The sequence below is a fragment of the Mycobacterium sp. PTI7 genome, assembly GCF_056679845.1.
Window position 1 is genome coordinate 673,195 of sequence record NZ_CM155252.1, and the last position, 22,643, is coordinate 695,837.

At 66.0% G+C, this 22,643-nt stretch carries 30 protein-coding genes, 1 other RNA gene and 1 pseudogene; 20 read left to right on the forward strand and 12 right to left on the reverse strand.

What is annotated here, in order from left to right; all coding sequences use genetic code 11:
- Positions 1 to 62: 62 nt before the first annotated feature.
- The 9 genes from prfB to ssrA all read left to right on the forward strand — a co-directional run bounded on the left by prfB (position 63) and on the right by ssrA (position 6,987).
- On the forward strand, positions 63 to 1,178 hold the full coding sequence (prfB, locus tag AC1MEY_RS03220) for a peptide chain release factor 2 (RefSeq protein WP_480229295.1): 1,116 nt from the start codon (positions 63 to 65) through the stop codon (positions 1,176 to 1,178).
- On the forward strand, positions 1,168 to 2,145 hold the full coding sequence (locus AC1MEY_RS03225) for a mechanosensitive ion channel family protein (protein WP_480229296.1): 978 nt from the start codon (positions 1,168 to 1,170) through the stop codon (positions 2,143 to 2,145). Before prfB ends, AC1MEY_RS03225 begins: the two co-directional genes overlap by 11 nt.
- Complete coding sequence (locus tag AC1MEY_RS03230) at positions 2,142 to 2,672, forward strand: Rv3103c family proline-rich protein (RefSeq protein WP_480229297.1); 531 nt, start codon at positions 2,142 to 2,144, stop codon at positions 2,670 to 2,672. Before AC1MEY_RS03225 ends, AC1MEY_RS03230 begins: the two co-directional genes overlap by 4 nt.
- Before the next feature lie 41 nt (positions 2,673 to 2,713).
- Entirely contained in the window at positions 2,714 to 3,403 is a 690-nt protein-coding gene (ftsE, locus tag AC1MEY_RS03235; RefSeq protein WP_480231279.1) for a cell division ATP-binding protein FtsE, read from the forward strand.
- On the forward strand, positions 3,404 to 4,297 hold the full coding sequence (gene ftsX, locus AC1MEY_RS03240; RefSeq protein ID WP_480229298.1) for a permease-like cell division protein FtsX: 894 nt from the start codon (positions 3,404 to 3,406) through the stop codon (positions 4,295 to 4,297).
- A 1-nt stretch (position 4,298) separates the two neighbouring features.
- Positions 4,299 to 4,799, forward strand: coding sequence for an SsrA-binding protein SmpB (gene smpB / locus AC1MEY_RS03245; protein WP_480229299.1), 501 nt, complete (start codon positions 4,299 to 4,301; stop codon positions 4,797 to 4,799).
- Positions 4,800 to 4,824: 25 nt separating this feature from the next.
- Positions 4,825 to 5,670 carry a DMT family transporter gene (locus tag AC1MEY_RS03250; RefSeq protein WP_480231280.1) on the forward strand — a complete coding sequence of 282 codons (846 nt, stop codon included), beginning with the start codon at positions 4,825 to 4,827 and terminating at the stop codon, positions 5,668 to 5,670.
- A gap of 34 nt (positions 5,671 to 5,704) precedes the next feature.
- Positions 5,705 to 6,541, forward strand: coding sequence for a maleylpyruvate isomerase family mycothiol-dependent enzyme (locus tag AC1MEY_RS03255; protein ID WP_480229300.1), 837 nt, complete (start codon positions 5,705 to 5,707; stop codon positions 6,539 to 6,541).
- Positions 6,542 to 6,618: 77 nt separating this feature from the next.
- Positions 6,619 to 6,987, forward strand: a transfer-messenger RNA (tmRNA) gene (gene ssrA / locus AC1MEY_RS03260).
- Positions 6,988 to 7,165: 178 nt separating this feature from the next.
- Here ssrA and AC1MEY_RS03265 read toward each other — a convergent pair.
- Positions 7,166 to 8,119, reverse strand: coding sequence for a DUF4916 domain-containing protein (locus tag AC1MEY_RS03265; RefSeq protein ID WP_480229301.1), 954 nt, complete (start codon positions 8,117 to 8,119; stop codon positions 7,166 to 7,168).
- A 163-nt stretch (positions 8,120 to 8,282) separates the two neighbouring features.
- On the opposite strand from AC1MEY_RS03265, the gene AC1MEY_RS03270 reads away from it, so the two are divergent.
- The gene (locus tag AC1MEY_RS03270; RefSeq protein WP_480229302.1) at positions 8,283 to 8,816 is read left to right on the forward strand and encodes a hypothetical protein; all 534 of its coding nucleotides are present in this window, start codon (positions 8,283 to 8,285) and stop codon (positions 8,814 to 8,816) included.
- A gap of 29 nt (positions 8,817 to 8,845) precedes the next feature.
- Positions 8,846 to 9,085 (forward strand): cold-shock protein, encoded by a 240-nt coding sequence (locus AC1MEY_RS03275; protein WP_480229303.1) that lies wholly within the window; start codon positions 8,846 to 8,848, stop codon positions 9,083 to 9,085.
- A gap of 46 nt (positions 9,086 to 9,131) precedes the next feature.
- Here the strand turns inward: AC1MEY_RS03275 and AC1MEY_RS03280 are convergent, their stop codons facing one another.
- Both AC1MEY_RS03280 and AC1MEY_RS03285 read right to left on the reverse strand, forming a co-directional pair.
- Positions 9,132 to 9,764 carry a DUF3887 domain-containing protein gene (locus AC1MEY_RS03280; RefSeq protein WP_480229304.1) on the reverse strand — a complete coding sequence of 211 codons (633 nt, stop codon included), beginning with the start codon at positions 9,762 to 9,764 and terminating at the stop codon, positions 9,132 to 9,134.
- A gap of 3 nt (positions 9,765 to 9,767) precedes the next feature.
- Positions 9,768 to 10,001 (reverse strand): DUF3263 domain-containing protein, encoded by a 234-nt coding sequence (locus AC1MEY_RS03285; RefSeq protein ID WP_480231281.1) that lies wholly within the window; start codon positions 9,999 to 10,001, stop codon positions 9,768 to 9,770.
- A 99-nt stretch (positions 10,002 to 10,100) separates the two neighbouring features.
- Between AC1MEY_RS03285 and AC1MEY_RS03290 the strand changes: the two genes are divergently transcribed.
- From AC1MEY_RS03290 to AC1MEY_RS03305, 4 genes are all read left to right on the forward strand, one after another.
- On the forward strand, positions 10,101 to 10,535 hold the full coding sequence (locus AC1MEY_RS03290; RefSeq protein WP_480229305.1) for a hypothetical protein: 435 nt from the start codon (positions 10,101 to 10,103) through the stop codon (positions 10,533 to 10,535).
- A gap of 3 nt (positions 10,536 to 10,538) precedes the next feature.
- The gene (locus tag AC1MEY_RS03295) at positions 10,539 to 11,009 is read left to right on the forward strand and encodes a hypothetical protein (protein WP_480229306.1); all 471 of its coding nucleotides are present in this window, start codon (positions 10,539 to 10,541) and stop codon (positions 11,007 to 11,009) included.
- A 1,119-nt stretch (positions 11,010 to 12,128) separates the two neighbouring features.
- Complete coding sequence (locus AC1MEY_RS03300) at positions 12,129 to 12,314, forward strand: hypothetical protein (protein ID WP_480231282.1); 186 nt, start codon at positions 12,129 to 12,131, stop codon at positions 12,312 to 12,314.
- Positions 12,311 to 12,793 carry a hypothetical protein gene (locus tag AC1MEY_RS03305; protein WP_480229307.1) on the forward strand — a complete coding sequence of 161 codons (483 nt, stop codon included), beginning with the start codon at positions 12,311 to 12,313 and terminating at the stop codon, positions 12,791 to 12,793. The genes AC1MEY_RS03300 and AC1MEY_RS03305 overlap by 4 nt, the downstream gene beginning before the upstream one ends.
- 257 nt (positions 12,794 to 13,050) lie before the next feature.
- Here the strand turns inward: AC1MEY_RS03305 and AC1MEY_RS03310 are convergent, their stop codons facing one another.
- The 3 genes from AC1MEY_RS03310 to AC1MEY_RS03320 form a co-directional block, all read right to left on the reverse strand.
- On the reverse strand, positions 13,051 to 13,320 hold the full coding sequence (locus tag AC1MEY_RS03310) for a hypothetical protein (protein ID WP_480229308.1): 270 nt from the start codon (positions 13,318 to 13,320) through the stop codon (positions 13,051 to 13,053).
- 192 nt (positions 13,321 to 13,512) lie between these two features.
- A complete protein-coding gene (locus AC1MEY_RS03315) occupies positions 13,513 to 13,710 on the reverse strand; it encodes a hypothetical protein (protein ID WP_480229309.1) in 198 nt (65 codons plus the stop codon).
- Between the two features lie 125 nt (positions 13,711 to 13,835).
- Positions 13,836 to 14,171 carry a hypothetical protein gene (locus AC1MEY_RS03320; RefSeq protein WP_480231743.1) on the reverse strand — a complete coding sequence of 112 codons (336 nt, stop codon included), beginning with the start codon at positions 14,169 to 14,171 and terminating at the stop codon, positions 13,836 to 13,838.
- A 52-nt stretch (positions 14,172 to 14,223) separates the two neighbouring features.
- On the opposite strand from AC1MEY_RS03320, the gene AC1MEY_RS03325 reads away from it, so the two are divergent.
- The gene (locus AC1MEY_RS03325) at positions 14,224 to 14,454 is read left to right on the forward strand and encodes a hypothetical protein (protein ID WP_480231744.1); all 231 of its coding nucleotides are present in this window, start codon (positions 14,224 to 14,226) and stop codon (positions 14,452 to 14,454) included.
- Here the strand turns inward: AC1MEY_RS03325 and AC1MEY_RS03330 are convergent.
- Both AC1MEY_RS03330 and AC1MEY_RS03335 read right to left on the reverse strand, forming a co-directional pair.
- A pseudogene (locus AC1MEY_RS03330) lies at positions 14,442 to 14,501 on the reverse strand (DUF2510 domain-containing protein); the annotation flags it as partial. The gene AC1MEY_RS03325 and the pseudogene AC1MEY_RS03330 overlap by 13 nt on opposite strands.
- A gap of 335 nt (positions 14,502 to 14,836) precedes the next feature.
- Positions 14,837 to 15,703, reverse strand: coding sequence for a TIGR04222 domain-containing membrane protein (locus tag AC1MEY_RS03335; protein ID WP_480229310.1), 867 nt, complete (start codon positions 15,701 to 15,703; stop codon positions 14,837 to 14,839).
- 296 nt (positions 15,704 to 15,999) lie between these two features.
- Between AC1MEY_RS03335 and AC1MEY_RS03340 the strand changes: the two genes are divergently transcribed.
- The 3 genes from AC1MEY_RS03340 to AC1MEY_RS03350 all read left to right on the forward strand — a co-directional run bounded on the left by AC1MEY_RS03340 (position 16,000) and on the right by AC1MEY_RS03350 (position 17,965).
- Positions 16,000 to 16,410: a hypothetical protein gene (locus AC1MEY_RS03340; RefSeq protein WP_480229311.1), complete on the forward strand. Its 411-nt coding sequence runs from the start codon at positions 16,000 to 16,002 to the stop codon at positions 16,408 to 16,410.
- 529 nt (positions 16,411 to 16,939) lie between these two features.
- The gene (locus tag AC1MEY_RS03345) at positions 16,940 to 17,113 is read left to right on the forward strand and encodes a hypothetical protein (RefSeq protein ID WP_480229312.1); all 174 of its coding nucleotides are present in this window, start codon (positions 16,940 to 16,942) and stop codon (positions 17,111 to 17,113) included.
- 177 nt (positions 17,114 to 17,290) lie between these two features.
- Positions 17,291 to 17,965, forward strand: a complete 675-nt coding sequence (locus AC1MEY_RS03350; protein ID WP_480229313.1) for a sensor domain-containing protein — start codon at positions 17,291 to 17,293, stop codon at positions 17,963 to 17,965.
- Between the two features lie 15 nt (positions 17,966 to 17,980).
- Here the strand turns inward: AC1MEY_RS03350 and AC1MEY_RS03355 are convergent, their stop codons facing one another.
- Together AC1MEY_RS03355 and AC1MEY_RS03360 are read right to left on the reverse strand one after the other, a co-directional pair.
- Positions 17,981 to 19,024: a zinc-binding dehydrogenase gene (locus AC1MEY_RS03355; protein WP_480229314.1), complete on the reverse strand. Its 1,044-nt coding sequence runs from the start codon at positions 19,022 to 19,024 to the stop codon at positions 17,981 to 17,983.
- A gap of 61 nt (positions 19,025 to 19,085) precedes the next feature.
- Positions 19,086 to 19,649: a hypothetical protein gene (locus AC1MEY_RS03360; RefSeq protein ID WP_480229315.1), complete on the reverse strand. Its 564-nt coding sequence runs from the start codon at positions 19,647 to 19,649 to the stop codon at positions 19,086 to 19,088.
- Positions 19,650 to 19,955: 306 nt separating this feature from the next.
- On the opposite strand from AC1MEY_RS03360, the gene AC1MEY_RS03365 reads away from it, so the two are divergent.
- Positions 19,956 to 20,885 (forward strand): manganese catalase family protein, encoded by a 930-nt coding sequence (locus tag AC1MEY_RS03365; RefSeq protein WP_480229316.1) that lies wholly within the window; start codon positions 19,956 to 19,958, stop codon positions 20,883 to 20,885.
- Between the two features lie 54 nt (positions 20,886 to 20,939).
- On the opposite strand, the gene AC1MEY_RS03370 is transcribed toward AC1MEY_RS03365, so the two are convergent.
- On the reverse strand, positions 20,940 to 21,686 hold the full coding sequence (locus tag AC1MEY_RS03370) for an SDR family NAD(P)-dependent oxidoreductase (protein WP_480229317.1): 747 nt from the start codon (positions 21,684 to 21,686) through the stop codon (positions 20,940 to 20,942).
- Positions 21,683 to 22,561, reverse strand: coding sequence for an LLM class F420-dependent oxidoreductase (locus tag AC1MEY_RS03375; protein ID WP_480229318.1), 879 nt, complete (start codon positions 22,559 to 22,561; stop codon positions 21,683 to 21,685). The genes AC1MEY_RS03370 and AC1MEY_RS03375 overlap by 4 nt, the downstream gene beginning before the upstream one ends.
- Between the last annotated feature and the right edge of the window lie 82 nt (positions 22,562 to 22,643).

Below are 22,643 nucleotides of genomic sequence, written 5' to 3' on the forward strand. Positions count from 1 at the left end.
ATCCGGCGTCCCGGGGGCAGGAGCGAGGGGTTTCGACGCGTCGGTCGGTACGCTGAACCACCGTGGATCCCGACCGCCAGACAGACATCGCAGCTCTCGACACCACGCTCACCACGGTGGAGCGGGTGCTCGACGTCGACGCTCTCCGCGGCCGCATCGACAAGCTCGAGCAGGAAGCGTCCGATCCGAAGCTCTGGGACGACCAGTCCCGGGCCCAGAAGGTGACCAGCGAGCTGTCCCACGCGCAGAGCGAACTGCGCCGCGTGGAGGCTCTGCGGCAGCGCCTCGACGATCTCCCGGTGCTCTACGAGATGGCATCGGAGGAGGAGGGAGCCGGCGGCCCCGAGGCGTTCGCGGAGGCCGACGAGGAACTCCGTTCGCTCCGCGAGGACATCGAGGGCCTCGAGGTGCGGACGCTGCTGTCGGGTGAGTACGACGAGCGCGAAGCCGTCGTCACCATCCGCTCGGGAGCCGGTGGCGTCGATGCCGCCGACTGGGCCGAGATGCTGATGCGGATGTACATCCGCTGGGCGGAGAAGCACGACTACGGGGTCGAGGTCTTCGACACGTCGTACGCCGAGGAGGCCGGCATCAAGAGCGCGACCTTCGCGGTGCACGCGCCGTTCGCGTACGGGACCCTCTCGGTGGAGCAGGGGACGCACCGGCTGGTGCGGATCAGTCCGTTCGACAACCAGAGTCGACGGCAGACGTCCTTCGCCGACGTCGAGGTACTGCCCGTCGTCGAGACGACCGATCACATCGAGATCCCCGAGGGCGACCTGCGCGTGGACGTCTACCGGTCGAGCGGCCCGGGTGGGCAGTCGGTCAACACGACCGACTCGGCGGTCCGTTTGACCCACGTCCCCACGGGTATCGTCGTCACCTGTCAGAACGAGAAGTCGCAGTTGCAGAACAAGGTCTCGGCGATGCGCGTTCTGCAGGCGAAGTTGTTGGAGCGCAAGCGTTTAGAGGAGCGTGCCGAGATGGACGCCCTCAAGGGGGACGGCGGCAGTTCCTGGGGCAACCAGATGCGTTCCTACGTCCTGCAGCCCTATCAGATGGTGAAGGACCTCCGTACCGACTACGAAGTCGGCAATCCGTCCGCGGTGCTCGACGGCGACATCGACGGTTTCATCGAAGCTGGAATCCGTTGGCGTAATAGGAAAGATGACGAATAACACGACGTACCTGGCGTTCTCCTTCGCTCAGCGCTGGCACGACTTCTGGCGCGGCGGCATCGGCGAATGGATCATCACGCGGGGGCTGAAGATCGCCATGCTGGTGATCTTCGCCGTGCTGGCTGCACGTTTCATCAACTGGGCCGCCCAGAAGATCACCCGTCGCATCGACGCGGACTTCCAGGAGACCGACCAGCTGGTGCGCACCGAGAGTGCCAAGCACCGGCAGGCCGTCGCGTCGGTCATCTCCTGGGTGTCGATCGCGGTGCTCTTCGTGGTCGTCGCGGTCGAGGTCACCGACGTGCTGGCCGTCCCGGTCGGATCGCTGGTCGCGCCCGCCGCAGTGCTCGGCGCGGCGCTGGGCTTCGGTGCCCAGCGCGTCGTTCAGGACCTGCTGTCGGGCTTCTTCATCATCACCGAGAAGCAGTACGGCTTCGGTGACCTCGTCGCGCTGACCGTCGCCGGCATCGCCGCCCCCGCGGAGGGCACCGTCGAGGACGTCACGCTCCGCGTCACCAAGCTCCGGTCGACCGAGGGGGAGGTGTTCACCATCCCGAACGGCCAGATCGTCAAGACCATGAACCTCTCGAAGGACTGGGCACGCGCGGTCATCGACATCCCGGTGCCCACCAGCGCCGACCTCACCACGGTCGACGAGCTGCTGCACGGCGTCAGCGAGAAGGCGATGAAGGACGAGAGCATGAGCAAGCTGCTACTCGACGCGCCGCAGGTGATGGGCGTCGAGAGCATCGAGGTCGACACGGTGAATCTGCGCATGGTCGCGCGCACGCTGCCCGGCAAGCAGTTCGAGGTCGGCCGCCGGCTGCGCCTACTGGTGATTGCGTCGCTCATCCGTGCGGGCATCGTCACCTCGGCCGAGGCGTCACCGGTGGTCAACACGATCCCGAGCCCCGCCAACGTCCCGCAGTCCAAGGAACAGCAGCAGAGGCTGGAGAACCTGCCGTGAGGTTTTGGAACTGGCTGACCCGCAAGCGTTCCGACCGCGGCTGGCCGGGCTACATCATCAACGGGCGGATCCGGACGTCGACGGCCGGGCTGATCGTCGCGTTCTTCGTCCTGTCCTGGCTGCACAACACCTACCAGCCCGCCGCGCAGACGCCCACCGCACCGGAGACGGCCGTCGTGCCGCCAGGGTTCGTGCCCGATCCCGAGTACACCTGGGTGCCCCGCACACAGGTGCAGGAGCGGCCGCGCACCACCACGTCGCGCACCCCGACCACGACGACGCAGACGCCCACCACCACCACGACGCCGACGACGGAGACCAGTCCCGGCGACACCACGTCGTCGACGCCGACCTCGCCCACCTCGCCGACGTCGGATGGCGCGCCCACCACGGTCGTCGATCCCGACGGTCCGGGACCTTTGCCACCGAGCACCCTCGGACCGTCGAGCACCACGCCGCCGAACGCCCCGGGGCTGCCGTTCCCGTTGCCCGGCATCGCGCCGCCGACCACCCAACCCCCGCGGTAGGCGGGGCCACTCGTGGCGTCCGGCTACACTGGCGTGCCGTGATGATCACCCTCGACCACGTGAGCAAGCAGTACAAGTCCTCGGCCCGTCCGGCTCTCGACAACGTCTCGCTCAAGATCGACAAGGGTGAGTTCGTGTTCCTGATCGGACCCTCCGGGTCGGGCAAGTCGACGTTCATGCGACTCCTGCTCGCCGAGGACCATCCGAGCCAGGGGGACATCCGGGTCTCGAAGTTCCACGTCAACAAGCTGGCCAACCGGCACATACCCAGCCTGCGCCAGGTGCTCGGGTGCGTGTTCCAGGACTTCCGGCTGCTACAGCAGAAGACGGTCTTCGAGAACGTGGCGTTCGCCCTCGAGGTCATCGGCAAGCGGTCGGACGTCATCAACCGCGTGGTGCCCGACGTCCTCGAGATGGTCGGACTGTCGGGCAAGGCCAACCGGCTCCCCAACGAACTCTCCGGCGGCGAGCAGCAGCGCGTGGCGATCGCCCGCGCGTTCGTGAACCGCCCACTCGTGTTGCTGGCCGACGAGCCGACGGGAAACCTCGACCCGGAGACCAGCAAGGACATCATGGATCTGCTCGAACGGATCAACCGCACGGGGACGACGGTCCTGATGGCGACACACGACCATCACATCGTCGACTCGATGCGCCAGCGAGTCATCGAACTCGAGCTGGGACGCCTGATCCGCGACGAACAACGCGGTGTCTACGGAATGGATCGCTAAGTGCGCTTCGGCTTTCTCCTGAACGAGGTCTTCACCGGGCTTCGTCGCAACGTCACGATGACGGTCGCCATGATCTTGACGACCGCCATCTCGATCGGCCTGTTCGGCGGAGGGCTGCTCGTGGTCCGCCTGGCGGACAGCTCCCGCACCATCTACCTGGACCGCGTGGAGAGCCAGGTCTTCCTCACCAACGACGTCTCCGCCAACGACCCGACCTGTGACTCCGACCCCTGCCTCGCCCTCCGCAAGCAGATCGAGGACCGCGACGACGTCCGGTCGGTGCGCTTCCTGAACCGCGACGAGGCGTACGACGACGCGATCACGAAGTTCCCGCAGTACAAGGACGTCGCGGGCAAGGACGCGTTCCCGGCGTCGTTCATCGTGAAGCTCGACGACCCGGAGCAGCACAAGGGTTTCGACGAGGCACTCGTCGGGCAGCCCGGGGTCTTGAACGTGCTCAACCAGAAGGAACTCATCGACCGGCTGTTCGCCGTCCTGGACGGCCTGAGCAGCGCGGCGTTCGCGGTGGCGCTGGTGCAGGCGATCGGCGCGATCCTGTTGATCGCCAACATGGTCCAAGTCGCGGCGTATACCCGAAGAACCGAGGTGGGCATCATGCGACTGGTGGGTGCCAGTCGCTGGTACACGCAGCTGCCGTTCCTGGTCGAGGCGATGCTGGCGGCGTTCATCGGCGTGGTCATATCGATCGTGGGGCTGGTGATCGTCCGGGCGCTGTTCCTCGAGAAGGCGCTCGACCAGTTCTATCAAGCGAACCTGATCGCCAGGATCGACTACGCGGACATCCTCTACATTGCGCCCATCCTGCTGTTCGTCGGCGTCGTGATGTCCGGCGCCACCGCGTACGCGACATTGCGCTTCTACGTACGGCGTTAGCGTGGTCAACAAGAAGAAGGTCGACGAGCAGACCCGGCGCAACAACCAGGTCGTCGCGACCAACCGCAAGGCGCGGCACAACTACACGATCCTCGAGACGTTCGAGGCGGGCGTCGCGCTGGTGGGCACCGAGGTGAAGGCGCTGCGCGACGGCACCGCGTCCCTGGCCGACGCGTTCGCCACCGTGGACGACGGCGAGATCTGGCTGCGCAACCTGCACATCCCGGAGTATCACCACGGCAGCTGGACCAACCACGCCCCGCGGCGCAACCGAAAGCTGCTGCTGCACCGCGGTGAGATCGACAACCTGATCGGCAAGATCCGCGACGGCAACCTCACGCTGGTACCGCTGTCGCTGTACTTCACCAACGGCAAGGTGAAGGTCGAACTGGCGCTGGCCCGCGGCAAGCAGGCCCACGACAAGCGCCAGGACATGGCCAAGCGCGACGCCGAGCGTGAGGTCACCCGCGAGCTGGGCCGCCGCGTCAAGGGCATGCGCTGATGTCGCCGCCGGAGCGGCTCCGACGCTGACCGGAATCCTGTTCGCCCTCCTGTCGGCCGCCGGCTACGGGGTGAGCGACTTCGTGGGCGGGATCGCCTCCCGGCGGGTGGCTGCGCTGCGCGTCGTGATCGTGTCCTACCCGGTGGCGATGGTGCTGCTGATCATGCTGGCGGCCGGCTTCGGCGGCACGGTGACGACGCCCGCGGTGGTGTGGGGTGCGCTGTGCGGGATCAGCCAGGCGTTCGGCGTCTGGTGGTTCTACGCCGCCTTGGGGTCCGGCCCGATCTCGGTGGTCTCCCCGCTGACCGCGATCCTCGTCGCCGGCGTGCCCGTCGGCGTCGGTCTGGCGTTGGGGGAGCGACCCAGCGGCATCGCCTACGCGGGCATCGGCGTCGCGCTGATCGCCGTGGCACTGGTCAGCCGCGAGGCGGAGGGCGCGGAAGATCGACCGCACCGGTTCACCAGGAAGGTCGCGTGGCTGACCGTCGGCGCCGGTCTGGCGTTCGGGCTGAACTTCGTGTTGATCGACCAGGCGCCGGTCGAGGCGAAGCTGTGGCCGCTGGTGTTCGCGCGGGTCGCCGCGAGCCTGCTGGTCATCGGTATCGCGCTGGCGAGCGCCAACCTGGTCGCGCCGCGAGGCGTCCCGCTGAAGCTGGCGCTCGCCGCCGGTGTGCTCGACACCATCGCCAACGTGGCGATGCTCCTGGCGTTGCAGGCGTCGCTGCTGTCGCTGACCGGCGTGCTGATCTCGCTCTATCCCGCCGCGACGGTCGCCCTGGCCATGTTCGTGCTCAAGGAGCGGGTGACGCGCTGGCAAGCGGGCGGCATGGTGCTCGCGCTCGCCGCCGTCGCGATGATCGCGGTTGGCTGACCCCCCTGCGCTGCCCGGCGTTACGGTGCTTGACGTGAACAGCCCGTCGCGCCCGCTGACCCTGCTCGACAAGGACGAGGTGACCGCCGGCCTCGTCGACGTCTGGCGCACCATCGACGCCCTGATGGCCGACGTGCCCGAGGACGGCTGGCAGACGGCGACCGCGCTGCCCGGGTGGTGCGTCCGCGACGTGGTGGCGCACGTGGTGGGCACCGAGTGCATGCTGGCCGGCCTGCCGACACCGGACGTCGACGTGTCGGGCCTGGACCACGTGCGCAACCCGATCGGCGAACTCAACGAGTGCTGGGTCCGCCACCTGTCCGCCGACGCCGGTGCGGACGTGCTGACCCGGTTCCGCGACGTGACGGCCCAGCGCCGCGCGGCCCTCGAGGCGATGAGTCGGGAGGAGTGGGACGCGCCGACGGCCACGCCGGCCGGCCAGGACACCTACGGCCGGTTCATGCGGATCCGGATCTTCGACTGCTGGATGCACGAGCACGACGTCCGCGACGCGCTGTCGCTGCCGGCGTCCGCCGCGGAACTCGACGGTGCAGCGAGCCGGTTCGCGCTCGACGAGGTGGCGGTCAGCATGGGCTTCGTGGTCGGCAAACGGGCCCAGGCGCCGGACGGGTCGCGGGTGGCGCTGGTGCTGACCGGTCCGCTCGCGCGCACCATCCGGGTGGCCGTCGACGCCCGCGCGGCGGTGGTGGACGACTTCGGCGGCGCCGAACCCACCGCGACGATCACCCTCGACGGGTTCGCATTCACCCGGCTGTGCGGTGGACGGCTCCGCGGTCCGGCCGACGTGGTCTACGGCGGCGACGTCGAGCTGGGCGAGCGCGTGGTCGCCAACCTCAACTACGTGATCTAGCTGGGAATATCTAATCGCGGAATCTTGTCGTACTCATCGCTACAATGGACTTCTCGCCGAACGTCGGCGGGGCGCGAGGGGCTGAACGGTTTCGACTTCGCGCATCGATTCGAGGGAAGCGTGCCGGTGCAGGCAATCGACCACCGTAAGCGTCGTTGCAACCAATTAAGCGCCGATTCAAATCAGCGCGACTACGCCCTCGCTGCCTAAGCGACGGTGTGTCTGTCAGACCGGGAGCGCCCTCGACCCGGACCCTGGCATCAGCTAGAGGGACAAACCCACGGGTTCGGTCGCGGAACCCATGGGGACACCAAACAGCGACTGGGATCGTCATCTCGTCTTGTTCGCGTGAACGAGAGATCCAAGTAGAGACATAGCGAACTGCGCACGGAGAAGCCTCGAGGGAATGCCGTAGGACCCGGGTTCGATTCCCGGCAGCTCCACCAACAGGAAGGGCCCCCAGCAATGGGGGCCCTTCTTGCTTGTTCTTCAAGCGCTCGCTGTTGTGTGCGGGCTCCCTCGGTTGTTTCGACAGCGTGGCACTTTGGTCATCGCGTCGGTCCTTTCCAGGTAGCACACGGGTGTCGTTGCGAGCTGGTCTCGGCTCGCCTCACCGATTGCGCGCTACAGGCTTAGTAGGGCAGACACAAAGATGCCGGCGGCGATGATGGTCAGGATGCCGAATCCGTACATCCATAGGACGCTTGCCTTCATGTCCGCGAGCCAGGAAAGTTCGCCCTTGCCGATCGGCCGGTGAAACTGCGGTAGTTGCAGAGCGGCCTCGAGTGCCATCATGTTGTCGCGGTCGAGGTTCATCATCCCCTTGTGCTTCGCCATGGACTGCAGGCAGAGCAGAGACAGCATGAAGTTGAGACCCGAGGCGATTAATCGCGCTGACGTCGAATAGTCCGAGCCGAGGGCGATGGTTAGCAGGAACGCCTCGGCGGTCAACGCGAGTGAGGGTGTCTGCCACACAAGCGTGTTGTGATTCTGTACACGATCCGACAGCACTTCGTATGCGGTGCGCCGACTTTCGTCGTCCGGTGCGCCCCTGGAGACGATGTGCTCGACCACGAGGTTGGCGCCTGGCCAGAGGTCGGGAAGCTGCTTGACCTGGCTCGGCGTGAACCATCGAAAATCCTTCGCCTCACTGCTGTCCGTGCGATGAACGATGTTGCCCTCGACCTCGGCGGCGTAGCAGCCCGTCACCGCGTGCTTGCGCGGGTCGAATCCGTACTGCAACGCCGACCCCTCGGGAACGTTGCGATCCGTAGGGAACCACTCCACGACACCCAGGGGGCGCCGGCTCGCGTTCGGGAAGCTTAAGTTCCCCTCTAGCGATTCCGTCGCGTGCCGTGCGAGTGCGTCGGCGATCGTTTCGCCGACGAAGATCCGTCCACCGAGGTGACACCACAGCGGCTTGTCTCCGAGTGGATTGTCGTCGCGTCGGATCAGCCCAACTTCGACGATCGACCCGTCCGGCCCCCGCCTGACGGGCACGAAGTCGACACCGGCGATTGGCATCTCCTTCTGGACCTGGTCCCATCGTGCCTCGGTCAGGTAGTTCTCATCTTCCACGCGGCGATGGTCCCATGCGGAATGCGGCTGCCGCCTAGTACTAGACGGTCGCGCTCCTCACGGAGCGTGTCGCGATCGGTCGACGTCGATTACCGACGGCCTCCGTCATGACGCTCATGAGCAGCAGGTGGGGCTTGATAGATTTGCTGTGGGGGAGGAGCCAATGAAACTGATTACTAGCAACGGGTCGCCAATTCGCAGGGCTATCGCCGCATCTGTGGTTGGAGTCTTACTTTGCGCCGGCCTGATCGTCGCGGCCCAAACGGTCAATCAGCATCCCGCTGAACGCGGGGTCGCCGCGTTGCGCCACGCAGTGCCCCCTGGCGACGCCTGGGCCCAGATCAACCGCGTCTCCGATTGGCCTCCGGACTGGACGGCGGCCGTGTGCAAGTCTCCGGTGTACTGGCTGAAGGCTCCGCACCCGGAGTTGCCGCATGCACTTCGGCGGGGTGCGTGTGAAGCCAAGATTGCACCAGGCGGCGAGTACTTCGACGTCACCCTCGCGCGCTTCCGCAACGAGCTGCAAATGCAGGTCGACCTGCAGAACAACGGGTACGAGCTGTATGCCTTCGCCTACGACCAGGGCAGCCTGTTGGCGTACGCCATCGCCGGATCGGCCGAAAACATGGACATCACAATAGTTTTGCAACCGCTTGAGCAGTACGGATTCAACGTCTACCACAGCCCCGGCCCGTAGGGCCTGACGCTTAGTTCAGGAGGAACGCGATGGCGTTCGGAACTGTCAAGTTCTTCAAGGCGGAAAAGGGGTGGGGTGCCATCTCATCGCCCGACCTGCCGCCCGGAAAAGACGCATTCATCATCTTTGGCAACATCCGCGGGCAGTCGGGATCCCGATCGTTCGATGCGGGAGATGAAGTCGAGTTCGAATACCGTTCCGGTGTCCAGGACAGCTTCGACTTCGTCGCAACAGCCGCATGGCGAATAACAGACGCCCACAAGCTCTGAAGGCTCGTCTCCGAACGCTTGCCAGTGACGCTCACTTGGTGGGCAGTCACTCCTCCGGCACCTCGGCAACGCCCGCAATGTCTGGGTTGAGAATGTAGAGGCCAGCCAACGTCCGGTCGTCGCGGAAGGTGAGACGAGCCACGAAGTCTCCGGCCTCGAAACTCAGGGGCGTGTTGGTGGTTGTGAAGATACCGGTGCGTGCAGCCTCGGTTTCGCCGTGACTTTCATAGGCTCCAGCGAGCCCGGCGATATGGGCCCACGCCTCGGTTAGCGCTTCTTCAGTGAGTTGGTCGCGCATCGTTGCGTCGAATCGAACGGTGACATCAGTCCATCGGCCGTGGGCGAGGTCGTCGATGATTGCGCCAGCCAAGTCGCCGGCGTCGGGGATGGGCGTGGTGTTCAGCGGTTCGCCTGTTCTCGGATCGATTGGTTTGCCGTACCGCTGAAAGGCGGCTTGCCGCGATACGCCGAGTACCTCGCCGATCTCCTGCCACGTTCGTCCCGCTTCCCGCGCCTCAGTTACGGCGGCGGCCATCAGTGTTTCGGCCCGGCCTTGAATGTCCTGGGCGGCGCGAACCAGGTCGAGCGGTGCGTCCTTGAGACGCAAGATGGGCGCCGCCAAGGTTTGTCCTAGTTGGCGGTGGAGCTGTTGGGCGGTAGCGGTGAAGGTGGCGGCCATGCGTCAATAATTTCTTGACAATACGTAATATGTCAAGTTTCTGTTGACAAGGTGCTTCCTGGCTCGGATCCTGTGGAGACGGTTTATTGCGAGCGGGTACGCGGCCAACGCCGCTTCGGTGTCAAGCAACTCGTTGAGCCGCTGGTAGTAGCGCACCGGTGTCGTCGCGAGCTGGTCGCGGATGGCCTGTTCTTTCCCGCCGGCGGTTGCCCACCACTTCGTCTCGAGGTCGAGGATGGCGCGATCGCGGTCGGTCTGGGTCGGACTGGCACCGGTCCTGTTCGGTGGCGGCGTCGCCGCGGCCAACGTGCAGTCCACCGGTCGGCACGCCCGGCCGTGACGTGGCGCCAGGTCGACCCGAGGACGTGGCGTCGCGCCCAGCTCGTCATCTTCGCGATCGCGATCGCGTGGGGCACCGACTACATGTTCGTTCCGAGCGGCTCGTCATCGCTGCTGACCACGCTCGAGGGCGCCATGCCGCTCCAGCTGTGGGGCGCGCTGCTCATCGGCGCCGGCCTGGCCGGGCTCGTCGCCGAGCTGGTGCTCGGCGACGACCCGATCTACCCCAGCACCCTGCCCCGCGGCCGATGGGGCTGGGTGACCAACGGCGCGCACACGCTGCTGTTCGGCATCTACTTCGCGCTCGCATGGAGTTCGATGTGGGACGTCCTGACCCGCGACAACGATGGCGGCACCTACGGGTGGCGCACACCGGCGTTGTGGTTCGGATTCGCTTGGCTGAACGCGCAGTTCGTGCGGCGGATCGGATAGCGCATGGACAAGGTGATCACCGATCTACTCGATCAGGCTCCGCTTTGGATACTCATCCTGGCGATCATCTGGCTGAAGCTCCCCGACTGGGCCGAGCGGCTGCCGATCATCGCGAAGCTGCTGAAGCCACTCTCGCGGCGGTGGCGGGAGCGTTCCGCGCGCCTCGAGAAGGAGCGCGCGGAGGTGGCGCTCGCCGAGGCGCGGCGACTCTCACCCGACTACGCCGAGATGGAGCGCCGACTCGCCCGCATGGACGTCCGGTTGAAGATCCTCGAGCAGTCGAACGAGGTCAACGAGGCGTTCATCCGCTACGACGCCGACTGGCACTTCGACGACGAGATGGCCGCAGTTGGCCGCCCAGAGTGTAAGCCAGCGCCGCGCCTGCCTCACGCGGAGTTCGAGCGCAGATTTCGCGATGGTTGGCGACCCGATCAACCGCGGCCTGGTGATTCCGGAACGCGGCCAAGCCCATGACAGACTCGATCCCCTACCTGAGTTACCCAAACCCCGCTACGAGCGAACTCCGTGGTGGACTTCGCAGACCGCATTTGCGGCTGCGACGTTGTTTGGGTCACCGGTGCTGGAGACATAAACGTATCCGTTCACGCTGCGATCAGTGCTCGCGCTGTACATGCAGCGTTGACGCAAATCCTCCGGAATTCCGCCGAGGTTGGCGAAGCTCGCAACTCGGACAATGGTACGGGCGATGCCTTGATTGCAAGGACTGAAATCAAATGCTGCAGAGTGTATTTCGAGGTAGAACACGCCTCGACCTCCTGTGACCTCATCAGTCACCCGACAACCAAGGGCGGTTCGCGGCGGCCCCAGAGGCGGCGCCGGAAAAGTGGCTGACGGCGAGTCAAGCCGCGGTGTCGTCTGCGAAGCGCAGGCTGAGGTCAAGGCCAGAGCCATCAAGACTGCCGCGACGCGCCACATGCTTTCACCCTAGCTAACTCATGCTGGCGGGGGACGAAGCGATTAGCGATTCGCGCCGGGCGGGCACCTCAATTCCGTTGCCCCAATGGGCTAAGTGTGCGACGGTATTGCCCGTGTCCTGGGACGAGCCAGATCGGCGTTGGTCATTCGCCATCGGTGGCGACGCACCTGGCGACTTACCCGCCGCATGGGCTGCCGCTTCCAAAGCGGTCACACGAGATCTCGAGTGCCTTCGCTACGGCCGGGCTGTCACATTTGATGGAGTGAAGTGGTCCTTTCACCTGTCGGATGAGTGGCTCGCCGTAGGCTTTGAGGCGCCCGCAAACGCCTCCGAGGCCACCGTCGGCTCTTACCAGCGTTGCCTAGGCTATCGACTAGAGACCTCGGAAGTTCAGGCTGCGGTTTGGCTAGCCGACGACGTTCAGTACGCGTTGACAGGTTACGAATTTGTGCAGTGGCCTTCGGCTGGACGGCGCCCACTCGATCCCCGCATCGTCAACGACCGCGCCGTGTGGACGGACCCCGGTACTTCGAGCGAAGTCTCATTAATTGGTGAACTTTGCGAAGCTGACTGGTTGGGCAAATAGCGCGATCTCCGGCTGGCGCTGCGGAGGCAACCTCGTCGTAGGCGGGTGTTACGTTCCGCTCGTGTCCGACATGGCCAGCCGCAACAAGCCCACCCGACCCCAGGTCGACAAGACCTCCGACCTGACGATGATCGTTCGACCGCCTGGCCGCCCGCAGGCGATCCAGGCGTACACCGACGCGGAGCGCGCCGACGCGGAGCTGTACGCGGCAGAGTTCGGCGCCGAAGTCGAGACACTCCCGCTCCCACTGCCGTGACCGACTATGACGTGCATGTCCGCTCAATCCTCGAGCCGGACGACGCCTATCTGAGACGCATCGGCCTCGCCGCTTACCTTGTGTCATCGCTCGAAGGCTTGCTCATCTCCGACCTGCCCCAGTGGGAGGAAGACTTGCCCTCAGAGTTGTCAGTGAACAGGCTCGCTGCCGAGACCACCAGAACCGTCGGCAGGCTGCTGATCAAGCATGCTCCTCGCTGCACTGACCCGAGATTCTCCGACTACCTCGCGCGGGGCGGTGAGGCGTTGGTCGAGATATCTGACGACCGCAACTCAATGCTGCACGCTCGCCCAGCAACGGACGACGACCGCAAGCAGCGGCTCTACCGATGGCGCCCACCCGACACCTACTTCATCAGCGACGACTGGATCGACGACTTCATTCGTCGTATCGACGCACTAAAGCTCGAACTCATGCAGTTACGGCCACCACCACCGCGCCGGAAAAAGGCGACGTGACTGGGCGACTCCGTAAGACACCGAAGGGGTGGGCCGAGACCGCGCCGACGAAGTGCGCCAACGGCCATCCGCTCGGGCCGGACCAGGTGCAGGTCGGCACACAGGCGTGCGGGGGAACCGCACCCCGGCCAGCACCGCACCTACTACTGCAAGCAGTGCGGCCACGTCCGGTACGTCCCGGCGCTCGGGTCGGCGTGCCGGGTACTACATGGGCCCGCGGGTGTGCGGAACGTCTGACATGGGGTTCGGGCCAGGCATCATCCTGTAACGAACAGCACCATGGCTAAGACCGCGCCAGTCATGCCAACGTAGGCACCAAGGAACATCGTGCGGTAGCTGGCGCGAAGTTTTGCGAACCCGAGCAGGATGACCGCGCAGATCGCGTAGATGCCGATGAGTGCCCTATTGGAAACGGCGTCGTAGGGGAGCACCTGCAGTCCGATGTAGCAGCCAGCGAGGATGCCCACAACCGCCAGGAGCACGTCTCGCCACGGCCAGCCGCGGATAGTTGATGCGTTCTCAGGCATTGCTCGATGATGCCTCACGCGTGCACCACGCCTGTCACTAATGGACAGTTCACGTCGTCGAGCAACTGCGACTGGCTACGCCCGTACTGTGTTGGTCAGGCGAGCACGGCCGTCCCCCCACGTGCCCACTCGCCCAGGTCTCGCTGGCTCATATCCCCCTTTGAGTCGGCGAGACCGTCTCTCATGCCGTGTTCAGTCGAGGGCCTCGCTGATGTCGCGTAAGTCCCTCGCCGCCTTCGCCCATCGCCTCTGTTTTTCGGCGTCAGTAACCGGCGCGTCGACACCCCACAGCAACCGAGCGAAGAACCCGGCCCGCGGAAAGTCCACCGGTGGTTCGTCGCTACCACCGCCGTCGTGCCGATCGCGGCTGTCCCACATGCTTTCGCTCATTCACCGTTCCGCTCGTCGAGCAGCTCGTCGACTGGCTGAATCGACGGCCGCGCACCGAACCCTCCAACCGCAGCGCACGCACGCCAGCAGCGCTAACTCGGAGTCGATGACGTCGACGGTGCGGCTCACTGGAGCACCCGCACGATGTACGCGGTGAACTTCGGGACCGTCATGTTGCCTCCCATGGTCGTGTCGTAGGACATCGACCCCGCCACCTCGACGTGCATCTCCACGATGTCGCCCTTCACGACGTTCGCGACGATTGCCGGGTCTTCCACGTGCACCATCGTGTTCTGGCTGTACTGGTTCGCCTCGACGTAGGTGTCGGGCCCGGTGTTGGCGCGGAAGTCCGACAGGCCGGTCGCCGCGTCGAACTGGGTGACCTCCCCGAAGACGATGACCTTCCGGCCGATCGCGCCGTCAGGGTTCTTCGCCAAGATCGCGAACTCCCGCTCATCCATCGGGGTGTAGCTGGCGGGATCAAGATCCCTCGGTGACGGGCCGGGAGGAACGGTGCTCGTCGGCGTCCGATACGTCGAGCTGTACGACGGCGTCGACGCCGTCGTGCGCGGCTTCTCGTCGTTGCTGCTGACCGAGATGATCGTCGCGAACGCAGCGAACGCGGCGATGACGATGAGCACCTTCTTCAGGCTCGCGGGCTTTTTCGGCGGTGGCCCGGCTGGCGCACCTGGCGGCGGCGGCGGAGGGGGCGCAGTCGGTCCCCAGTTCGTGCCATCGAAGTAACGCTGCTGACCGGTGTGCGGATCCGGATACCAACCTGGCGCGGACATACCAATTCCCCCTGCGATCGAACCAACCCCTTGCAGAAGAGACTATCGGGAGGTCCGACAAGATCACCGCGGCTTCTTTGACACGGTCAATGCCACCCGGCGAAAGCCCAGGTGACTTCGTGCAATCTCATGCGAACTAGGGCAGGTCAGAGAGCCAGCGACCTGGGGAAACACCCGAATACGCCCGGGTTCGATTCCCGGCAGCTCCACCAACAGGAAGGGCCCCCAGCAATGGGGGCCCTTCTTGCTTGTTCTTCAAGCGCTCGCTGTCCGTGCACGACGTCGACATCGACGGACGCCTCGACCGATCATCGGTCAGGGCAACGTGCTTTGACTCACGGGCCGCCGAGACTCACCGCATCAAAGGTGGGGCGGTGTCGTGGGGCGCCGACGTTCGAGGCGAATACCGGGTCGAGCGCGTACAGCGACTCGAGACCGAACAGGCCAATCGCGAAAGCTGCTGCGCCGCGCGAGTCAAGGGACGGCTTCTGTGGTGCTCGCCGTCGTCGCCGTTCCGCGAAGAACACGGCGGCGCCGGTCTCGATTACCGGCCTCGGTGGTGTGAGACGCGCGTGCCGTCGACGCAGTTCAGCGAGCACGGCGGTTCCGGCTCGGGTGCGCCTCGGCACTGTCACCATGAACACGAGGAAGAGGCCGGTGAGAACAATGGCCGCCAAGAGATCGCTGATCGGTGCGTCATCGACGAGGCCCGCCGCGAGCCGCGCCATGACGGTTCCCGCCACCACCAGCCCCGCGTACACGAACCAACGGGTACTTGCTCGCAGGGAGGGTGACAACAAGAGCCCGGACTCTTCGAGATCTTCACGGATTCGTGTAAGTGTTGCGCTGACCGAAGGGTCGCCAGGTAGTTGGACTGCAGTGGGGCCGCTCGCCGTTGCCTCGTAAACCGCCCGTTCCAGCCCAGTCGCGTCCTCCAGCAGCGGCGCAACCCGGCACAGGACGCGGTCGGGGTTGACGTCGACCGCGCCGGTGCGGCGCAGCTCCCCGAGGGCGGAGTACACGGCTAACTGAGGACCCCCTGCAAGGAAGGCCGCTTGGTGAGCGTCGACAGCATCGCTGAACACGGGGCGCCCACGGAATGCGACGAACCGGTATGCCATGGAAATGGCCATGACGAATGTCGCGGCCACCACGATCCACATCGCGAAAGTGTGATTGGCAATCCCCCAGGTCTCACGCATGTTCACATCATCATCGTTGATGCGAGCCAGGGTTCACCGTTTCCGCTCAGCTGAGCACTGGATGCGGGGCTCGCGGACCGTCATGGCTGACGCGACGCATCCGGTTGCGTTCAAGTCCTAGGGGGAGTGGGGAGTAGCGCACTGCGCGGCTGTGCGGGTGCCACCCGACCCCGTCGGCGACGTCCGTTCTAGCAACGGCGCACGGTTGCGATCTTGTTGCTCTGCCTGGGACTATTCGCTGGCACACATCGTGCTTGCTACTGAGGGGGAGCAAAATGGGGGGATTCAGGGCGGCCGTGGCTGCCGCACTACTCGGCGTCGGAGCCATCGGCATTTCGGTGGCTACCGCCGCAGGCGCCGCTGCCGGGCCAGCCGGCCAAGCGAACGAGATCAATTATTTGCAGCAGGTGCACAACACCAACGGCATGACACTCGACGAAGAGCATGTCAAACTCGCGCTCGACTTGGGTTACCTACTGTGCGCCGCCGACGCGAACAACGTCCCGCCACCGGCAGGCGCAGCGGACTACCAGATGGCCGCACGCGCCAATCTCTGCGGATCGACCGGTCCAAGCATGATTGACATCGAGCAGGGGGTTCGAGACTCCAGCAATTCGAGCGTCGACCTCTGGAATGACAATGACCAGGACGATGACAAGATCGGTAATGGCAACGACGACTTCGATTTCGACGACGACCATTACTGAGTCACCGTAGATCGCAGCCGGAGCTCTGCGAGCCCCCGCTAGAGCGTCAGGCCTTAGCGGGGGCCACTTCGTCTATCCAGATCCGCTCTCGTTCCCCGGGCTGTCCGGACCATCAACATCGCCGCCGATCCCGCTCTGGTTCGGATTCCCGGGGCCGGGCGCGCTGACACTCGGCGAGACGCTGACGTCAGGGCCGCGGGTGGTCGCGCCCGGAACCTGCCTGCTGCTGGATGGTGCTTGCGACTGCTCTCCACTGGGTGCCTCGGACTGGCCACCACCTGATCCGCCAGACGTCGGGGCGGGCGCCTGAGTCGCGGTCGTCGGAACGGGGCTCGGGCGTGACGTACTCGACGGGGCGGACGAAACAGTCGTCGACGTCGACGTCGACGTGCTGTCGCCTGAGCCCTCATCGCCGCACGCGGTCATCGAACCGGCAACGGCAAGAACGGCGACGCACGCAGCAGCGCGTGAGATCGAGCGGGGAAGGGCGGGACTCATGTAGCTCCTCTATGACGTTGGAGGCTTGGTAATGCCCGACCTCGAGCAGTGCAAACTGCGTCGGTCAGACTTCCGCGTGCTGTCAACAGCTGAGGCGGCGACGAAGGGCGACGTCGAATTCGATTACGAGCCCGTTCAGCAGGACAGCTTCGATTACGTGGCGTCGTGGGCTCGGCGGGTGGGCGACGCGTCCGACGACGGCTGAACGTCGAACCCGTGTGGCGAGGGACTCGTGAATCGTTACCGAATCCGCCGCGCATCGTGACCACGAAACGCGCGCGGCACGGCTCGGGTGACGCGCCTCGTGTCGCACCATTTCCTCAGCGGCCCGCTTGAGCAGTTGGCGACCGCTGAAGGGTTCGGCCGGCTTGAGGAGCACCACATGCATCGATCAGTTCTCGCACTACTCACCTGTCTCCTCGCCACCGGATGCGTGAGCACCGGCCACGCCGATTCGACCTCACCCAGCCGCACCCTGATCCCGCGACCCCTCGTCGAGCGGGAATTGAGCAGTCTGCTGCTCACCCCCGAGAAGATCGACGCGGCGATGGGGACGGTGGGAATGGCACCGGTCGAAAGCCGCTCGACCATGACGGACAGCTCGGCGATCATGGCGCCGCCGGAGTGCCTTCCGATCGACGGCGCGGCCGAGGCGGCCGTCTACGCGGACAGCGGCTTCTGGGCCGAGCGCGACCAGAGCCTCAACAACGGGGACGGTTTCACCCACTACCTCAAGCAGGCGGTGGTGCTGTTCGGCACCCCGGAGAGTGCGAGCGCGTTCTTCGACGCGTCGGCGGAGCGCTGGTCGCTGTGCCACGACTACACCCACACGCAAAGTGGGTCCGAGTGGTCGGTCGGCCCCGTCTCGAACGCCAAACCGACGCTGAGCGCGATCACGACGATGCACGACGCGGGAACCCCCGGTTGGGCGTGCGGCCGCGCACTCACACTGGAGAACAACGTCATCGTCGACGTCAACACCTGCAGCGCCAACCCCGCCGACTCCGCGCCGAAGATCTCCCGCCTCATCGCCGACGACGTCAAGTCGCGGTGGTGAACACGCTCCGATGGGTCACGGCACCCGCGGGTCGATCAACGTGACACCCACCGGCGACGCGGAGCCGAACGTCGGCAGCAGTCGCGCGCCCTCCTCGAGTCCGACGACACGCTCGACCAGTGCGTCCGGGCGCAGCGTGCCCGCCACCACCAGGTCGAGCATCGCCGGATAGTCCGCCCGCGCCATGCCGTGACTGCCGAGAACGTCCAGCTCCCAGGCGATCACGCGATCCATCGGCACGGGAGGATTGCCGTCCACGTTGGGGAGCAACCCCACCTGTACGTGTCGTCCGTGGCGGCGCAGGGCATGAATGGCGTCGGCGCAGGTGGCCGGCGAACCGACGGCGTCGACGGCGACGTGACTGCCGCCCCCGGTGAGGTCGTGCACGCGGGCTTCGACGTCGGACCCGTCGCTGAGCACCGTGTGTTCCGCGCCGAGGCGCCGTGCCAGCGCGAGCGCTTCCGGTGTCCGGTCCACCGCGACCACCCTGGCGCCCGCGGCCACCGCGACCTGCACGGCGCTGAGCCCGACCCCGCCGACCCCGACGACGGTCACCCACTCGCCGGGTTGGACGCGGGTGCGCGCCGTCAGCGCGCGAAAGGCCGTGGCGAATCGACAGCCGAGGCTCGTCGCCGCCGCATCGTTCACCTCGGCCGGAACCGCCACCAGGTTGACGTCGGCATCGTGCAGTGCAACGTATTCCGCGAAGGATCCCCAGTGGGTGAAGCCCGGCTGCGTCTGATTCGGGCAGACCTGCGCCTGACCCGCATGGCACCACTCGCACGTGCCGCAACCGCAGACGAACGGTGTCGTGACGCGGTCACCGACCGACCAGCGCGCCACCTCGGCTCCGACGGCGGCGACCACGCCGACGAGTTCGTGACCCGGCACGTGGGGGAGGGCCACCCCGTCGTCGTGGCCAGCCCACGCGTGCCAGTCGCTGCGGCACAGGCCGGTGGCGTGCACCTCCACCACCACGCCGCGCCGCGACGGCCGCGGATCGGCGACGGACCGAACGCCAACCGGCCCACCGAACTCGTCGACGACGATCGCACGCATGGGACCTTCTTACCCGCGACAGACCGATGGGACCCCAATCAGGGGGTCCCACCGTCGAGTGTCAGGCGCCGACGCGGCGGGCCAGCGTCTCGCCGAAGCCGGCGAGGATCTGGCTGGGCCGCTGCTGCTCGCCCTGCTGCGCGCCGAGCACGACGATCGTGCCCGTCAGCACCGGTAGCGCCCACTGCAGGTAGCGCAGGTTCTTCTGCGCGGCCGCGACGTCACTGGGCGTCGACGGCGCCGGATCGGTGGCACCCTCGATCGGATGGCCGTCGCCCTGCGCCGACTTCGCGCCGAGGGCCCCGCTGAGCGCCGTGGCGCCCAGGGCGGCGCCGGTGACGATCAACTTGGCGACGGTGTTCGACCTGACGCCGGCCTGATTCCTGGCGCGGTCGCGGTTGGCTGCCAGGATCATGCCGCCGCCGATCAGGTGCGCGCCGATCGCGGCGGCGTTCACCGGTGCCCACTTGCCCCAGCCGGTCGCCGCCACCCGGGCGCGGTCCCGAGGATCGCGCACGGCGGCGGCCGCACCGTTGACGCCGACGGCGCCCATCAGCGTCCCGCCGAACCACGCCGCGGCGCCGAGATCGTGCAGGGACCGGGAGACGGTATTGCGTGACGGCATGAAATTCCTCGAAGTCGAAAGCAGTTGACGAACGGGCGGACTCGCCCCACTGGCGGGATACACGCTTTCCCCACATCCAAACCGGGGGTCCGCTGTTCCGTTGCGGTGCAACGATCTTGAAGAACACGTGAGGTCGGATCCGTTTGTCCGAATTGACGCGGGGTATCACGGACAGGCCAGCGGCTTCCAGACCTCGCGAGCCCTGCACCATGCCGAAGCGTGCGACCGTCCGCTCGAGAACCGAACCCGTTTGCCGGAATCGGCCCGCGGCGGGGTCCGCACACCAAACTGCATCTCAGGAGATTCATGTACCTGCACACACAGCAATTCATCAACGAAATCGCCGTCGACGAGCCGGATCCCGCCGCTGCCAACGCGCTGCAGGAGGGTCTGGGTGGTCAGTTCGGTGAGATGCGCACCATGATGCAGTACCTGTTCCAGAGCATGAACTTCCGCGGCGACACCACGTCGAAGCCGTACAAGGACCTGATCCAAGGCGTCGGCACCGAGGAGATCAGCCACGTCGAACTGATCGGCACCACCATCTCCCGGCTGCTCGACGGCTCGCCCGAGTACAACGGCAAGAAGACCGATCCGGTCGATCAGCCGGGTGCCAAGGGCGCTACCCCGCTCAAGATCGCCCTGGACACCAGCAACATTCACCACTACCTGGTCGGAGCGCAGGGTGCGCTGCCCGTCGACTCCGCCGGCAATCCGTGGTCGGGTTCCTACGTGTACAACAGCGGCAACCTCGTCCTGGACCTGCTGTACAACCTCATGCTCGAGTCCACCGGCCGACTGCAGAAGTGCCGCATCTACGAGATGACGGACAACAAGACCGCCCGTTCGACGATCGCGTACCTGATCGTCCGCGACCAGGCGCACGAGAACGCCTTCGCCAAGGCGCTGGAGAGCCTGGGCGTGAACTGGGGCGCGGCGCTGCCAATCCCGAAGACCAATGCGGAGCAGTTCCCCGAGGTCAAGAAGCTCATCGACAAGGGTCTGCAGAGCATCCAGTACACCTTCAGCGCCGACGACCAGAGCCAGGCCGCCAAGCTGTACCGCGGCGCCTCGCCGTCGAACGACGGCACTGAACTGAGCACGGCCGTCATGCCCGAGGGATTCCCGATGACGATCGCACCGGAGCGTCGCGAGGAGTTCGCGCCGGGTCTGGACAAGGACCTGCTCGCGCTCATCCAGGCGACCGCCGAGGTGGAGATCGCCGCAAACGAGTGACGTGCACGGAGTAGGTGGCGCCACGACCTAGTGACGCCACCTACTTCGGCACACTCAATCCATGGCGGCGCCACCGTTGACTGCCGCGCTCACCCCGGTGACGAATGCACTGTCGTCCCCGGCGTAGAACGCCACGACGTGTGCGACATCGTCTGGAGTCGCGATGCGGCCCAGCGGAGCGAGTGCTGCCTGCTGCTGACGGTGCGCCGGTCCGAACACGTCGGCGTGACGGGTGTCGTCGACCGGCCCTGGGGACACCACGTTCACGGTGATGCCGTCCGACCCGACCTCCTGCGCGACGAATCGTGCGAACTGTACGAGGGCGGCCTTCGCGGTCCCGAGGGCCATCATCTTCTCGCGGGGACGTTGACTCAAACCCGTTCCGAGAAAGACGATTCGACCGTACTGCCGAGCCGTCATCCCGGGCAGCACGGCCTTCGTCACGAAGAATGCCGCTCGCATCTCCTCATCGATCTTGGTCCCAAGTTCATCCCAGGTCATGTCGGCGAACGTCTTGCTGGCGTAGGGGATCAGCGCGTTGTGGACGAGAACGTCGACGGGGCCCCACTCGGCGGCGATCCGTCCGGTCATGCGCTGCACCGCAGTCTCGTCTCGGACGTCGGCCTGAACTGCGATCGCCTCGCCCCCGCGAGCGAGAATTTCGGCGACCACAGAGTCGGCGGCCTCGGCGTTGCTGAGATAGTTGACGCCGACTCGGGCGCCGCGGGACGCCAACAGTCGCGCCGTTGCCGCCCCGATGCCCCTGCTCGCCCCGGTGACGAGGGCGATTCGTCCGATCATGCCAATCGTCGCGTCAGTCCGAGACCACTCGCGACCGCCGCGAGTGCGGCCACGTGCTCGTCGATCGATCCGAGCCCGGCGTCCATCGTGTTGACGGACAGGTGGGTAGCGCCGGCCGCTTGCCAGAGATCTGCTTCAGCGAGGACTCCGTCCAGGCCTTTCTTGGCCCAGCCCGATCGGCCGTCCATTCCGATGGTGGCGGGATCGCGGCCGGCCCCGATCGCGGCCGCGTCGACGATCTGCTTCGCGGCCTCGAGTTCGGCGCCGGGACCCATCTGAGGGAACCAGCCGTCACCGAGTCGTCCTGCGCGCCGGTAGGCGCGGGTCGAGGAGCCGCCGAACCAGATCGGGATCGGGCGCTGGACGGGTAGCGGGGACAAGCCTGCGCCGGTGACGCGCTCACTTGCTCCGTCGTGGGTGACGGACCCCTCGGTCCATAGCCTCCGCAGCAGTGCAACCTGCTCCTCACTCCGGACGCCGCGGTTTCCGAAGTCTTTGCCCAGCGCCTCGTATTCCACCCAGTTCCAACCGATTCCGACGCCAAGACGCAGCTTCCCATTGGTCAGCAGGTCTACCTCGGCGGCCTGCTTCGCCACCAGCACGGTCTGACGCTGAGGCAGGATGACGATGCCGGTGACGAGTTCCAGGTCGGTGACGGCAGCGAGGTAGCCGAACAGCACGAACGGTTCGTGGAACGTAGTGTGGACGTCGTAGGGCGCGGGCCAGTCGAGATGAACGGCGGGGTCGGCGCCGACCACGTGGTCGTAGGTCATCACGTGCTGGAATCCCAGTTCCTGGACGGCGGTGGCGTAAGCGCGGATTGCACCGACGTCGCCGCCCATCTCGGTCTGTGGAAACACCACACCGACCTGCATGGTGCGTTCGGGTATTCGATTCGGAGTTCCGGGGGATGTCGGGTGCATATCCAATGGACCGGACGGCGACCCGATCCGTGAC